This is a genomic window from Helcococcus sp. KG196 (assembly GCF_046035495.1).
Lineage (GTDB): Bacteria > Bacillota > Clostridia > Tissierellales > Peptoniphilaceae > Helcococcus > Helcococcus ovis.
Genome location: NZ_JBFNFI010000002.1, coordinates 1 through 14954, shown reverse-complemented (window position 1 = coordinate 14954; position 14954 = coordinate 1). Strand labels below are relative to the sequence as shown.

The following is a 14954-nucleotide window of genomic DNA, read 5'->3' as shown; positions in this document are numbered from 1 at the left end:
ATGATTTTAGAAATCAAAAATAACTTTAATATTGCTGAAATTGACACGTTTGGTTCATATCTAAATCTATTAAAATTTGATGAAATAGATATCATATTTCCAAAGCAAGAAATTTTGGAAGGAAATGATAAAAAAATTAGAGGCGGGTCACACGTTTGTTTACCACATTTTGGAGCAAGTGATAAAGTAGGAATGGATAGACATGGTTTTGGAAGAAGCTCGGAATGGGAAGTAGTAGAATTAAGAGAAAATTATTTAAAACTTCAATTGGTAAAAAATATAAAACAATGGGAAAATTTAATTTCTACAATGGAGTATATACTTTTGGATAATTTTTTAGAAATCAGATTAGTAGTTAAAAATATCGGAAAAGAATCCTTATTTGTAAGTCCTGCATTTCATCCATATTTTAAGTATGAATCCGAAAATGAAATTTACATTAACGGGGAAAAATTTGATTTTAATTTAGAAAAATTACAAAACACTATATTTTATGGTAAAGTTAATACCTTAAAAACATCAAATTATGAAATAGTATTTGAAGATAAAAAACTTTCAAAATATGTTTTATGGACAAATGGAACTGATAAATACTTATGTGTAGAACCAACATTTAATTTTCAAGCTTTAGCAGACGATAAAGAATTATGTGAAATTAAACCTGAATCCGAAACTGAATTTTTATTTAAGATAATTAAACGATAATAAGATATTTTCTATTATACTTATTTTGTATAAACGAAAAATTGATTGCTTTTAAAATGAAAATTCAATTATTGTAACTCATTTTGCTTAAACGAAAAATTGATTGCTTTTGACTGTATAATTTTGGGTATAACCATTTAATATATGCTGTTAAAATGTAATTTTATGTGTCAAGCTTATAGGGAGTAGTTTATATAAAAAAATAAAGAGCAGCACTTAGATATATCTTTAAACCAAAAAGGTGCCCGAGAATACTTGTTCTAAGTGAGTGTCTCTTTATTTTTTATTAATATTTGTATATGTTCAGTAATATAAATATGTTTATTTTACTAACATCTTTGCTAAAACGTGAGGATTACCACAACCTGTTGTTAAAACTAAATCATTATCAGTTATTTCTGATTGTAAATATTCTTTCGCAGATTCAAAATCCGGAATATATTTTGCGTTAACACCATTTTTCAATAATTTTTCGACTAAATCTTTTGAATGTATTGTTGGGTCAAATTCTTCTCTAGCCGGGAATATATCTGTGACGATTACTTCTTTTGAATTATAGAATGAATCGGCAAATTCATCTAATAGTGCTTTAGTTCTTGAAAAAGTATGCGGTTGAAAAACTGTAATTATATTTTTTTCAGAGAATGCATCTATTGTTTTTAGTGTTGTTTGGATTTCGACCGGATGGTGACCGTAATCAGTCATGATAATAGCTCCATTGTATGTCCCAATGGTTTCCATTCTTCTATGAAGTGATTTATATTTTTTTATACCATCTTTAACGTCTGAAAGTTTTACATTGTTTTCATATGAAGCTATTATGGCGGCGATTGCGTTGTAAATATTATGAATCCCGGAAACATTAAGTTCAAATTCTTCAATTGAACCATCTTTCATATTTAGTTTAAATTTGGAATGACCAATCTCATTGTATTCAACGTGTTCTAAATAATAATCAGCTGATTTATTGTGTAGACCAAAAGTAATTACCTGTCCTTTCACGTGTTCTAGAAGTCTATGTGTATTTTCATCATCTATATTTATAATTGCTTTAGAATTTTCGTCTAGGTTTTTCATATATCCGATAAATGTTTCTACAATATGATTTAAATCTTTATAGTAGTCCAAATGGTCTTCATCTATATTTAAAATTACAACAGTTGATGGGTAATAATTTAAAATATTTCCTTTAAATTCACACGCTTCTGAAAGTAAAATATCACTATTTCCAATTTTTACATTTCCTTCAATTTCATCTAGTATGCCACCCAACAAAATTGACGCATCGTTATCTGAATTTACAAGGATTTTTGCAATCATAGATGTTGTTGTAGATTTTCCATGAGATCCTGAAATTGCAATTGATCTTTTATAGTTACGCATCAACGCACCTAAAAATACACCTCTGGAAATGACTTCTTTACCGGTATTTTTTGCAGCGATAAGTTCTTCATTATATTGAGGAATTGCATCAGTATATATGAATAAATCTTGGTTAGTTATATTTTCTTTTTTTTGTCCAATGAAAATTTTAATATTATTTTCTCTTAAAGTCTTTAAATAATCGGAATTATCTCTATCAGAACCACTTATATCATAACCTTTTATTTTTAGAAGTAGAGCTATACCACTCATACTTACTCCACCAATTCCGATAAAATGTATTTTTTTATATTTTTTTTCTTCTAAATTAAAATTAAACATAATATCCCTTCTTTCAATTATTTAATTATAGCATATTTGTTATTTATTTAAAAATTTTATGTATATTTAATTTTAATTATGATAAATATTGTGTATAATAGAGTTATTAGAAATTGCAAAAAAAATTTAAGAGGAGTATTATGGATAAAGTCATAATAATGGCAGCTGGTGAAGGTACGAGAATGAAATCAAATATTTCAAAAGTGCTTCATAAGTTATGCAATAAAACATTATTATCTTATGTTATTGAGTCGTCTCAAGAAGCAGGGATAGACGATATAATAGTTATTGTAGGAAATAATGAAGATGCTGCTAAAGAAATTTTTGGAGATAGTGTAAAATATGTAAGACAATACATTGGAGAAAACTATCCATATGGTACGGGATATGCAGTTAAATTAGCAGAGCAATATATCAATGAAGGAGATAATATATTAGTTCTTTCAGGTGATGCACCTTTGATTAAATCGGAAACTATACGAAATTTAATTGATTTTCATAATGAATCAAAAAATGATGCGACAGTTTTAACTGCTATTTTTGAAAATCCATTTGGATATGGTAGAATAGTTACTGATAAAAATGGTAAATTATTGAAAATTGTAGAACATAAAGATGCTAACGATAATGAAATTTTAATTAATGAAATTAATTCGGGAATTTATTTATTTAATGGAGATAAGCTAAGATACGCATTAAATAAACTAGATACAAATAATTCTCAAAAAGAATTATATTTAACTGATGTTTTTGAGATTCTAAAAAAAGAAAAATTAAATATTTCAACATTTAAGGTAAAGGATACTGAAGAAATAAAAGGTATAAATACTAAAATCCAATTATCTGAAGTAGAAAAGATAATGAGAAGGCGTATAAATGAAGAATATATGTTAAATGGAGTTATTTTAGAAAATCCTGAAACAATTACAATTCAGAAAGGTATTAGAATTGGACGAGATACGGTTATTGAATCAAATGTTAAAATTTTAGGTGACACAATAATTGGAGAAAATTGTTTAATAGGAATGAATTCCAGAATTGAAGACTCAAAAATAGCTGATGATGTAAAAATTTTATCTTCAGTTATTGAAAAAGCCATTGTAGAAAAAGGTGCTGATGTAGGACCATTTTCAAGATTAAGACCAAAAGCACACTTAAAAGAAAGAGTTCATATCGGAAACTTTGTTGAAGTGAAAAATGCTGTTGTTGGAGAGGGGACAAAAGCTGGACATTTAACTTATATAGGGGATGCTGATTTAGGTAAAAATATAAATGTGAGTTGTGGAGTTATTTTTGCAAATTATGATGGCAAAAACAAATTTAGATCAACTGTTGGAGATAGTGCATTTATTGGATCAAATGTAAATATAGTTTCTCCGGTTAACATTGAAGAAAAAGCATTTTTAGCTGCAGGATCAACAATAACAAGAGAAGTAAAAGCAGGACAATTATCAATAGAAAGAGCTGAACAAAAAAATATAGATGGATATTATAAAAGAAAATTTGAAAAATAAAAAATTTAAGAATTATTAATGAAATATATTGGAGGAAAAATGCTTATTTCAGAAAATGAAGTTAAATTATTTAGTGGTACATCAAATAGACCACTTGCAGAAAAAATTTCTAAAGAATTAGGGTTACCTTTAGGAAATTTACATATCAGTCATTTTGCTGATGGTGAAATTGCTGTTAAAATAAATGAAATTGTAAGAGGTAGGGATGTATTTCTAATTCAGCCAACTTCAAAACCTGTAAACGATAATTTGATGGAAGCATTAATAATTATTGATGCATTGAAAAGAGCTTCAGCTCATAAAATAAACTTAGTTATGCCATATTATGGTTATGCCAGACAAGATAGAAAATCATCAGGAAGAGAGCCTATAACAGCTAAATTAGTTACAGATTTAATTCAAGCTGCCGGAGCAGATAGAGTTGTATGTGTTGACTTACATGCTGATCAAATTCAAGGATTTTTTAATATCCCTCTTGATCATTTAACAGCTAGACCGGTTATTGCTGAATATTTTGAAAAAGTAATAGCAGAAAGTGGAAAAGATAATTGGACAGTTGTTTCTCCTGATTTAGGTGGAGTTACAAGAGCTCGTAGATTAGCTGATGTACTTGGGTTACCAATTGCTATTATTGAAAAATCAAGACCAAGACCAAATGAATCAGAAATCTTAAATGTAATAGGTGAGTTTAAGGGAAAAAATTGTATTATAGTTGATGATATGATTGATACAGCCGGTACAATTGTTAACGCATCTGAAACATTGAAAAAAGAAGGAGCTGAGGAAGTATATATCACAGCATCACATGGTGTATTATCAGGACCCGCAATTGATAGAATTAAAAATTCATGTGTAAAGCAATGTGTTATTACTGATACAATAGATCATCCCGAACTTGAAGATATCGAAAATATAACTATTTTATCAATGGCACCTATGTTAACAGAAACAATTAAAGCAATTGCTACATACAAATCTGTTTCTGATATTATGAAAGAAAAGAAGTAATGTATTTAATTGTTGGATTAGGAAATCCCGGAAGAAAATATGATGGTACAAGACACAATGTGGGATATGCTGTTATAGATTCTTTAGCAAAATATTTGGGGGTTGAATTAGATAAGTTAAAATTTAAGGGAATTTTCACAAAGACTAATTATAAAAATGAAAAAATAATTTTACTGAAACCAGAGACGTATATGAATGCCTCTGGTGATTCAGTTCAACCGTTCATAGATTATTTTGGAATTGATATAAAAAATGTAATAGTCATTGTTGATGATATTGATATAAAATTTGGTACAGTAAGAATAAGAAAGAATGGTTCGGCAGGTACTCATAATGGTCTAAAATCTATAGTTCAAAGAACTGGAAAAACAGATTTTCCAAGGATAAAAGTGGCTGTAAATCAAAAACCTTCATATATGGATTTGGCTGATTTTATTTTATCTAAATTTAGTACATCTGAGCAAAAAGTTATTTCTAAAGAGATTGAAATTGCAAGAGATGCTATATTAGAAATAATTGAAAAAGATATAGATTCATCTATGAATAAGTACAATCCAATTATAGTGGAATAAAAGTATGATAGAAAAAGCTTATGATAGCCTATTTAAGGCTATTAATGAAAATTACAATTTAATATATTCTTATGGAATAATAGAACAATCTACAGGTCATTTTATTTATGAGTTAAGTAATAACTCAAATAGACCTGTTTTTGTGCTGTGTGAAAATGATGTAATCGCTAGAAAACTTTTTGAAAATTTGCAAAACAACAATCTTAAAGTAGACTATTTTCCTGATATAGAATTAAATTATCAAAATATTGAAGATTTGGATTATACAAATAAAGCATTTAGGCTTAAAACGATTATAAATTTAGTTAATGGAGAAAAAAAAATTATCGTTTCAAGCATATCAGCTGTGACTAGAAAAGTATATTCTAAAGAGAATTTTATAAAAAATAGTTTTGAAATAACTATTAATTCTGAAGTTGATATTAATGAATTATCAAAAAGATTAATTAAATTAGGATATAAAAGAAGAAATATTATTCAGTCAAAAGGCGAATTTGCAATTAGAGGGGATATAATAGATATATTTCAAATTTCTGATGAATATCCAACAAGATTAGAATTATTTGATGTTGATGTTGATTCTATTAGAAAATTTAATGTAAATACTCAAATGTCTATAAAAGATATTGAAAATTTTACAATATATCCTATTCAGGAAAATTACTTTGATATTGATGATATAGATAAAATTATAAAAGAAATAGATAAAGATCTTCAAAAAACAAATAAGAACTTTGACATTGAAATTTCACAAAAAGTAAATGCTAAATTTGAAAAAATAAAGGAACAACTTGAATACCAACATGATATAGATAATATTGATTTAATTATACCGTATATGAATGATAAAAGTGGCGATCTTTTTGATTATATATCAGACAATTATTTAATTTTATTGAATGATTACACTTATATTAATAATAATTTTAGGAAATCAGAAAAGTTTAGAATTGAAGATATTCAGTCAAGAATTGAAAGGGGTGAACTTTTATATAAACACCAAAATATTTTCTATACCTTATCTTATATTGAAAATAAATTAAAAAATTATAAAATTATAAATATTTCAGGTTTATTAAAAAATATCGGAAATCTTCAACCTGATAAAATAATAGAATTTAAGGTAAGACAAAATCAGTCATATCATGGGCATTTTGATGATTTTATTCATGACTTAAAATTTTCATTATCAAATGGATATACAATAAAAATATTTACACCAAATATTGATGATGCTAATAGTTTAAAGATTAAATTATCTGAATTTGACTTGAATTCAGATATTATTGAAAATATAAAAATATCAAATAAAAAAATTAAAATAATTATTGGTTATTTAGAAAGTGGATTTGATTATTTTGAAGAAAAAGAAAAATTTATAGCGTATTCACAAATTTTCAGGAAAGTAAAAAAACAAAAATCAAAGACTGTAAAAAACAAGGATATTATAAACTATTCCGATTTAGTCCATGGAGATTTATTAGTTCATGATAATTATGGTATTGGTAAATTTGTTGGGATAAAAAATATAGAGATAAATAATATAAGAAGTGATTATATCGAATTGCATTTTAAGGATGATGCAAAATTATTTATTCCAACTACAGATATGAGTATGGTTTCTAAATTTGTTGGTAATGGTGATAAAAAGCCGGCACTTTCAAAATTGGGAGGAACAGATTGGAAAAAAGCTAAAAATAAAGCAAAAAAAGCTATTGAAGCAATTGCGGAAGATTTAGTAAAATTGTATGCGAAAAGAGCTGAAATTAAGGGCTTTGAATACTCTAAAGATACTCCATGGCAAAGAGAGTTTGAGGATTCCTTTCCATATCAAGAAACTGATGCACAATTAAGATCAATTTCAGAGATTAAAGAAGATATGGAATCTGATAAAGTAATGGATAGATTATTATGTGGTGATGTAGGGTATGGTAAAACAGAGGTTGCATTAAGAGCTGCATTTAAGGCTGTTATGGATGGTAAGCAAGTTGTAATGCTTGCACCGACAACAATTCTTGTAAATCAACATTTTCATACAATGAAGTCCAGATTTGAAGATTTTCCTGTAAATATAGATTATTTATCTAGATTTAAGACACCGGCACAAAAGAAAAAAGTGCTTGAAGATTTAAGAAAGGGAAATATCGATTTTATAGTTGGTACACATGCCATACTTTCTGATAATGTAGAGTTTAAAAATTTAGGATTATTGATTGTAGATGAGGAGCAAAGATTTGGTGTAAAGCATAAAGAAAAAATAAAAAAAATAAGTGAAAATATTGATGTTTTAACTTTGTCAGCTACACCTATTCCTAGAACACTTCAAATGTCTTTGTCCGGTATTAGAGATTTATCATTATTAGATGAATATCCGGCAAATAGATTACCTGTAAATACTTATGTAATTGAATATGATGAAGAGTATATCAGAGAAGCTATTTTAAGAGAAATGGCGAGAAATGGACAAGTGTATTTTGTATATAATGAAGTTAAAACTATACATAAAATGTATGAAAAGCTTAAAGAAATTGTACCTGAGGCTAGTATTGTGATTTCTCATGGACAAATGAGTACAAGAGAACTTGAAAATATTTTGGATGATTTTACAAATAATAAATATGATATTTTACTTACGACTACTATTATTGAAACCGGTATGGATATACATAATGTAAACACAATTATAATATATAATGCTGACAAGATGGGTTTGTCACAGTTATATCAATTGAAAGGTAGAGTTGGTAGATCTGATAGAAATTCATTTGCCTATTTTACTTATAAGCAAGGTAAAATAATGACTGAAATAGCAGAAAAAAGACTTAAAGCTATAAAGGATTTTTCTGAATTGGGTTGCGGTTATAAAGTTGCAATGAGAGATCTTGAACTTAGAGGAGCAGGCAATTTACTTGGAGAAAGTCAAAGTGGGCACATAGAATCCGTAGGTTATGACTTATATGTAAGAATGCTTAAGGAAACAATTGACGAAATAAAGGGTATTGAAGTTAAAAATATTGATAGACAAATAAAAATTGATTTAAATATTGATGTATATATTCCGTCTGAATACATAAAAGATGAAAATGAAAAAATTAATATATATAAGAAAATTTCATTTATTGAAACATCCCAAGATCACTATAATATAATTGATGAGTTAACTGATAGATTTGGGGATATTCCTCAGCCTGTTCAAAACATTGTTGACATATCGTATATTAGATCATTAATGTTATCTAATAATATTGATGAATTAATAGAGGTTGATTCTGAAGTAATGATGAGGTATACTGAGTTAGATGTTTTTGATTTTGAAAAATTAAAAATTTTGTCACAAGCATACAAAGGCACTATGAGATTTAGTTTAATAAATAGTCCAAGCATATATATACCTAAAGAAAAGGGATATATGATAAAATTAATAGAACTATTTGAATTAATAAATAATATAAATAAAGGAGAAAATTATGAAAAAAATTAAATTATTAAGTATAATTTTAGCAGCAACTGTGTTTATTGCGGGATGTCAAGCAAAAACGGGGAAAAATGGAAGTGAAAAATCTGATGTATCAAAAACTAAAGATGTAAAAAGCTCAGATTTAAGTAAAGTAAAAATAACAAATTTAAGAGAAAATAAAAATGTTTTTATGGATATAAATGGTCAAAAGGTTACTTTTGATAATTTTTATAAATATTATGATTTGTATTCAGGAATTTTGGCAATGCAAAGAAATTTAACTGGAGAATTATCAAATTTATTGGTAAGAGATAAAATTATTAAAGATGAATTAAAAGCGAAAAATATTACTGTTTCAGATGATGAAGTAAAAAAAGAAATAGATCTATATGTTAAAAATTTAGGTGGTGAAAAAGAATTTGGTAAATATTTGAGTGTTTTGGGTATTAAATTGGATACTTTTATAGAAAATATAAAAAATAGTTTATCAAATAAAAAGCATTTAGAAAATTTTAAGAAAGAAAATAAAGCGACAGATGATGAAATAAAAAAATATTATGAAGCAAATAAAAATTCTTTAGATAATGTAGATGCTAAACATATTTTAGTAGATGATGAAAAAAAAGCTAACGAAATTTCTAAAAAACTAAAAAAAGGTGAAGATTTTGAGAAATTATCAAATGAAAATTCAAAAGATAAAGCAGCTAATGCAAAAGGCGGACAGTTGGGAAAAGTTACTAAAGCAGCGTTCGAAGCTGATTTTGTAGAAGCAGCATTTAAGCTTAAAGATAATGAAGTATCTGCACCGGTAAAAACTAAATATGGTTATCATGTAATAGTAGTAAATAAAAATAATGTAGGTTTAGATAAAAACAAAGAAAAAATAAATGATATTTTAAGTGGTCAAAAGTATAATAAATATGTAGAACAAAAAGTGAAATCTACAAAAATAGATTTCTATGATTTTAATGGTAAAAAAATTGAAAATAAAAACTAAAAAATTACAAAAAAAGTAATAAAAGTATTGAAAACACTTGATATTGTAGTTTTATATGTTATAATTAAAGTACAGTTTTATATGACTGAAATATTAGGAGGAAAAAATGAATAAATCAGATTTAGTAGCAAAAATTGCTGAAAAAAGTGGATTAACAAAAGTTGATTCAACAAAAGCATTAGACGCATTTTTAGAAACAGTAACAGAATCATTAAAGAAACAAGAAAAAGTACAATTAGTTGGTTTTGGTACATTTGAAGTTAGAGAAAGAAAAGAAAGAGAAGGAAGAAATCCAAGAAATCCTGAAGAAAAAATTCATATTCCAGCTTCAAAAGCTCCAGTATTCAAAGCTGGTAAAACATTAAAAGAAGTTGTAAATAAATAATTTATTTATATATTAATTGACATTGGTTTATCCAATGTCTTTTTTTATATTTAATAAAGGGTATAATATAGATATAGGGGTGAAAAAATTTTAATTTTTAGGAGTTTATATGAAAAAAATAACTAAAATTTTAATAAAAAAAAATAAAATTGTTATATTAATTTTTTCTGTTATTACAATTGTAATGGCAATTATGGCTTTGGGAGTTAAAATAAATTTTTCACTATCAAAATATTTACCAAATAACTCAAATTCTGTTATATCAATGAATGAAATGACTAAAGAATATGTTGAGCCTATACCAAACCTAAGAGTTATGTTAAAAAATGTAACTGTAAAGGAAGTTTTAGAATATAAAAATAAGTTAATTAATTTACCGGAAGTAAAATTAGTTATTTGGTTGGATAAATTTGAAAATACATCTAAGCCAATTGAGTTAATGGATAAAAATTTATTGGATAAATACTATAAAGATGGTAATGCATTGTTACAAGTTTCAGTGAAATCAAACAACTCTAAAGAATCTCTTGATAAAATTAAATCGTTATTAAAATTCGACACATCATATGATGGAGAATTAGTTTCTGAGTCAGCAGCACAAAACTCAACAAAAGATGAAATTTCAAAGATTACACTTTTTGTGTTACCAGCATCACTTTTAATATTATTGTTAGCAGTTAAATCTTGGTTTGAGCCAATTATTATCATGATAGCAATTGGTGTAGCTATTATAATAAATATGGGAACAAATATATTTTTAAGAGAGGTTTCATTTATAACTCAAGCAGTTAGTGGAATACTGCAATTTGCTGTTTCTTTAGATTACGGTGTATTTTTATTACATGAATTTAAGCATCAAAAAACTTTAGTTAAAGATGCTGATATTGCTTTAGAAAATGCAGTAGTAAAATCTTCATCAGCTGTTATTTCATCTGCACTTACAACAATTTTTGGATTTATTGTTTTAGTATTTATGAAGTTTGGAATAGGTATAGATTTAGGTTTAGTTTTAGCTAAGGGTGTAATTTTTAGTCTAATTTCTGTAATATTCTTACTTCCAGCATTAATAAAACTATTTAGTAAATTAATTGACAAAACTCAACATAGAGATTTTTTACCAAATTTCAAAGGTTTATCAAAATTTGTACTAAATTTAAAATGGATTATTATTTTTATTATTTTAATTGTGCCAATAGCATTTGTAGGACAACAAAAAAATGATTTTACATATGGTATGGGTGAATATAGAGAAGATTCTATTGAGGGAAAAGATCAAAAAAGTATAGAAAAATATTTTGGAAAAGATGTACCTATAGTATTGTTAGTTCCTAATGGTGAAATTTCTAAAGAATTAAAAATGATTGATGAATTAAAAGAATTGAAATTAATAAAGAATGTACAATCATATACTGAATATGTTGGTAATGCTATTCCGTTAAAAATACCACCTGAAGTACAAATAAAATCTTTGATAAGCAAAAACTATTCAAGAATTATACTTAATACAACAAGTGAAAATGAAGGTGAAAAAGCATTTAATTTTATCGATAAGATTAAAAAAATTGCAAATAAATATTATTCAAATTATGAAATTCTAGGAAAGAGTGTTGTTTTGCAAGATATGAGTAAAATAATAAAAAAAGATAATTCTTTAGTAAATTTGCTCGCAATAGTTTCAGTTGCAATGGTAATATTAATAAATTTTAAATCTTTAATTTTGCCAATTATACTGGTGTTTACTATAGAAGCATCAATATGGATAAATTTATCAATTCCATATTTTACAAATACAAAGTTAAGTTTTATAGGTTATCTGGTTATTTCATCTATACAATTAGGAGCTACTGTTGATTATGCTATATTATATACAAATAACTATCTTGAAAATAGAAAAAAAATGAATAAGAAAGAATCATTAATTAAAGCTGGACAAAAGGTATACGGTTCAATAATTCCACCGGCATTAATACTTATTACCTCAGGATATGTATTATCATTGATATCATCAATTGGACTTGTAAGTGAACTTGGAAAAGTTTTAGGAAGAGGAGGAATATTTTCACTGACATTAGTAATATTTTTACTACCGATATTATTATATTTTTTTGATTTTATTATTGAAAAAACAACATTAAATGCTAATTTTAGGAAATGAGGAGGAGTAAAATGAATTTTAAAAAAATTATATCAGTAATTTTATCATTTGTTGTATTTTTTTCTGTACCATTAAATTTGTATGCAGCAAATAACACGAAAAAAGATGAAATAGTTTATATATCAGTTTCTCCTAATGGTGAAAAAAAGGGGGTATATGTTGTAAATGGATTTAGTTTAGAAAAAGACGGGATAATAACGGATTTTGGTAAATATGAAAACATTAAAAATCTTTCAACACTTGATGAAGTCAAAAATGTAGGGGATCAAATAACAGTTACTACAAAAAAGGGAAAATTTTTCTATCAAGGAGATAATCCTAATAAGGAAATACCGTGGAATGTGCAATTAAAATACTATTTAGATAACAAAGAATTATCAACAAAAGATATATTAGGAAAAAAGGGTTTAATAACTATAAAAGGTAGCATATTGAAAAATCTAAAAGCTGATAAATTTTATTCTAGTTACTATATTGGACAATTACAACTAAGTATTGATTCAAAACATACAATAGTAAAAGAGGCTAAAGATGCAACATTTGCATTTAATGGTGGAATACAGCTGTTAAATTATACAGTTTTGCCGGAAAAAGAATTAAATTTTGAAGTAAAACTTGAGAGTACTGATTTTCAAATGAATTCATTTACATTTTCAGCTGTACCTTTTAATATGAATTTTGATATGCCTGATATTAATCAATTTACTGATAATTTATATCAATTAGAAAGAGCTATATCTCAAATTGGAAATGGTTCAACTAGACTATTAAGTGGGGCAAATCAATTAAATAATAACAGTAAATTATTATTTAATTCTCTTTATGGAATATATAAAGGGATTGATAATACTAAAATTGGACAAAATCAATTAAAAGATGGAGTCTTTCAATTTAATGGAGGATTACAAAAATATTCACAGGGAATAGATGAATTAGTCACAAAAATAGGACAATTAGGTTTTGGTATGGACCAATTGAAATTTGGGCTAGGTGAAGTGTACAAAGGCACAAATCAATTAAATGAAGGCTTAAAGAAATATTCTGATGGTATTACTAAATATACTAATGGGGTTTCAAAGTTAGATTTAGGATTTGAAAAATATATTATGGGAATAGAAACTATGGGTTTAGAATCTAAAAAATTAATTGATGGAGGGAAAAAACTTGTAGATGGTTCTTCTCAAATTTTAGATGGGTTGTCATTTTTTGATAAATTACAGTTTTTAAATGAATTATCGGAAAATGATATGAAAAATTTAAAAAATATTATAAATGAAATACTTAATTTTTGGACGGATATTCAATCTAAAATTGAAAATTTATCATCTGAAGATTTGAAAAAATCATTAAACAAAATAAAAGATGATATTAATAATTTGATTATAGAATTTGATGCACAAAATATTTCTACTGATAAAGAACATTTAATTAAAAAGTTAGACATAAAAGATAAGGAAAATGAAGATGTAAAAAAACTTTTAGATGAAGCAATAAGACTGGGAAATATTATTAAAAAGCTTAAGGAAAAATTTAGTATAATAAGTAATTCAATAAATAATATTATAATCACTGACGATCAGATTTATAAATTAGTAATGCTTATAAAAGAATATAATTTTGAATTAAATAAAAAATTATTACCTTTGAAAAAAGCACTTATAGAATTTGATGAAGTAAAGTCATTAGAAAAACTTAAAAAATTAGCTGGTTTTAAGACACAATATCAAAAATTTCATAATGGTTTAGTTGAATATACTAATGGAACAAATGAATTAGTTAATGGAATAAACGACAAATTAATTCCTGGAGGTAAAGAAATTGGTGATGGAATTAATAAATTAAATTCAAATGGTTTAGAACTTTTAAGTGGAATAATAGGGTTAAAAGATGGATCTTCAAAATTAAATGATGTAATTAAAAGTATACTAGATAGATTAAATTTTGGAGAAGATTTATCACAAGTTAGTCAATTAAAGACTGGTATGGATTTATTAGTTGAAAATCATAATAAAATTTTACAAGGTGAGACAGATTTATCATTAGGATTAAATAGGCTTTCTTCAGGAGTGCTTCAATATTACAATGGTTTTGGACAGTACAATAACGGTTTTAGTCAATTTATAGATGGACTTAGCGAATTTGAAAATGGCACATCAAAATTAAAAAATATGACTGATGGTATGACTGAAAAAGCTAAAAAAGAGATTGATGAGAAATTAAAACTGTTTAGTAAAGAAGGTTTTAAGCTAAAAAGTTTTGTAAATGACAAAAATGAAAACTTAAGATTGGTACAATTTGTTTATGTATCTAATGCTATTGAAAAGACATTAAAAAATGAAGAAAAAATAATTGAAAAGACTCCTACATTTTTTGAAAAACTTTGGGATATAATTACATTTTGGAAGTAAAAATATGGGCTGCTACGAAATACGTAGCAGCCCATATTTTTAGTTTCCG

General features: G+C 25.9%; 10 protein-coding genes. 9 read left to right on the top strand and 1 reads right to left on the bottom strand.

The features are described 5' to 3' along the window. Entirely contained in the window at positions 1-705 is a 705-nt protein-coding gene (locus tag ABGF45_RS01205; protein WP_134710572.1) for a hypothetical protein, read from the top strand. 321 nt (positions 706-1026) lie between these two features. Here the strand turns inward: ABGF45_RS01205 and murC are convergent, their stop codons facing one another. After that, a complete protein-coding gene (gene murC, locus ABGF45_RS01200; RefSeq protein ID WP_134710574.1) occupies positions 1027-2409 on the bottom strand; it encodes a UDP-N-acetylmuramate--L-alanine ligase in 1383 nt (460 codons plus the stop codon). 140 nt (positions 2410-2549) lie between these two features. On the opposite strand from murC, the gene glmU reads away from it, so the two are divergent. From glmU to ABGF45_RS01160, 8 genes are all read left to right on the top strand, one after another. Continuing rightward, positions 2550-3923 carry a bifunctional UDP-N-acetylglucosamine diphosphorylase/glucosamine-1-phosphate N-acetyltransferase GlmU gene (glmU, locus tag ABGF45_RS01195; protein ID WP_245151217.1) on the top strand — a complete coding sequence of 458 codons (1374 nt, stop codon included), beginning with the start codon at positions 2550-2552 and terminating at the stop codon, positions 3921-3923. Positions 3924-3962: 39 nt separating this feature from the next. Then, positions 3963-4931: a ribose-phosphate pyrophosphokinase gene (locus ABGF45_RS01190; RefSeq protein WP_134712027.1), complete on the top strand. Its 969-nt coding sequence runs from the start codon at positions 3963-3965 to the stop codon at positions 4929-4931. Then, positions 4931-5503: an aminoacyl-tRNA hydrolase gene (pth, locus tag ABGF45_RS01185; RefSeq protein WP_134712028.1), complete on the top strand. Its 573-nt coding sequence runs from the start codon at positions 4931-4933 to the stop codon at positions 5501-5503. Before ABGF45_RS01190 ends, pth begins: the two co-directional genes overlap by 1 nt. Before the next feature lie 4 nt (positions 5504-5507). Further along, positions 5508-8984: a transcription-repair coupling factor gene (mfd, locus tag ABGF45_RS01180; RefSeq protein WP_134743986.1), complete on the top strand. Its 3477-nt coding sequence runs from the start codon at positions 5508-5510 to the stop codon at positions 8982-8984. Beyond that, a complete protein-coding gene (locus ABGF45_RS01175; protein WP_134743985.1) occupies positions 8971-9957 on the top strand; it encodes a peptidylprolyl isomerase in 987 nt (328 codons plus the stop codon). The genes mfd and ABGF45_RS01175 overlap by 14 nt, the downstream gene beginning before the upstream one ends. A gap of 106 nt (positions 9958-10063) precedes the next feature. After that, positions 10064-10342 carry an HU family DNA-binding protein gene (locus ABGF45_RS01170; RefSeq protein WP_134712031.1) on the top strand — a complete coding sequence of 93 codons (279 nt, stop codon included), beginning with the start codon at positions 10064-10066 and terminating at the stop codon, positions 10340-10342. 109 nt (positions 10343-10451) lie between these two features. Next, a complete protein-coding gene (locus ABGF45_RS01165; RefSeq protein ID WP_134743984.1) occupies positions 10452-12497 on the top strand; it encodes an RND family transporter in 2046 nt (681 codons plus the stop codon). An 11-nt stretch (positions 12498-12508) separates the two neighbouring features. Then, the gene (locus ABGF45_RS01160) at positions 12509-14905 is read left to right on the top strand and encodes a hypothetical protein (protein WP_134743983.1); all 2397 of its coding nucleotides are present in this window, start codon (positions 12509-12511) and stop codon (positions 14903-14905) included. The last annotated feature ends 49 nt before the right edge of the window (positions 14906-14954 follow it).

Bases quoted from the DNA above. Each gene is read 5' to 3' on its own strand.
- ABGF45_RS01205 (WP_134710572.1), top strand. From the start codon at position 1: ATGATTTTAGAAATCAAAAATAACTTTAATATTGCTGAAATTGACACG.
- murC (WP_134710574.1), bottom strand. From the start codon at position 2,409: ATGTTTAATTTTAATTTAGAAGAAAAAAAATATAAAAAAATACATTTT.
- glmU (WP_245151217.1), top strand. From the start codon at position 2,550: ATGGATAAAGTCATAATAATGGCAGCTGGTGAAGGTACGAGAATGAAA.
- ABGF45_RS01190 (WP_134712027.1), top strand. From the start codon at position 3,963: ATGCTTATTTCAGAAAATGAAGTTAAATTATTTAGTGGTACATCAAAT.
- pth (WP_134712028.1), top strand. From the start codon at position 4,931: ATGTATTTAATTGTTGGATTAGGAAATCCCGGAAGAAAATATGATGGT.
- mfd (WP_134743986.1), top strand. From the start codon at position 5,508: ATGATAGAAAAAGCTTATGATAGCCTATTTAAGGCTATTAATGAAAAT.
- ABGF45_RS01175 (WP_134743985.1), top strand. From the start codon at position 8,971: ATGAAAAAAATTAAATTATTAAGTATAATTTTAGCAGCAACTGTGTTT.
- ABGF45_RS01170 (WP_134712031.1), top strand. From the start codon at position 10,064: ATGAATAAATCAGATTTAGTAGCAAAAATTGCTGAAAAAAGTGGATTA.
- ABGF45_RS01165 (WP_134743984.1), top strand. From the start codon at position 10,452: ATGAAAAAAATAACTAAAATTTTAATAAAAAAAAATAAAATTGTTATA.
- ABGF45_RS01160 (WP_134743983.1), top strand. From the start codon at position 12,509: ATGAATTTTAAAAAAATTATATCAGTAATTTTATCATTTGTTGTATTT.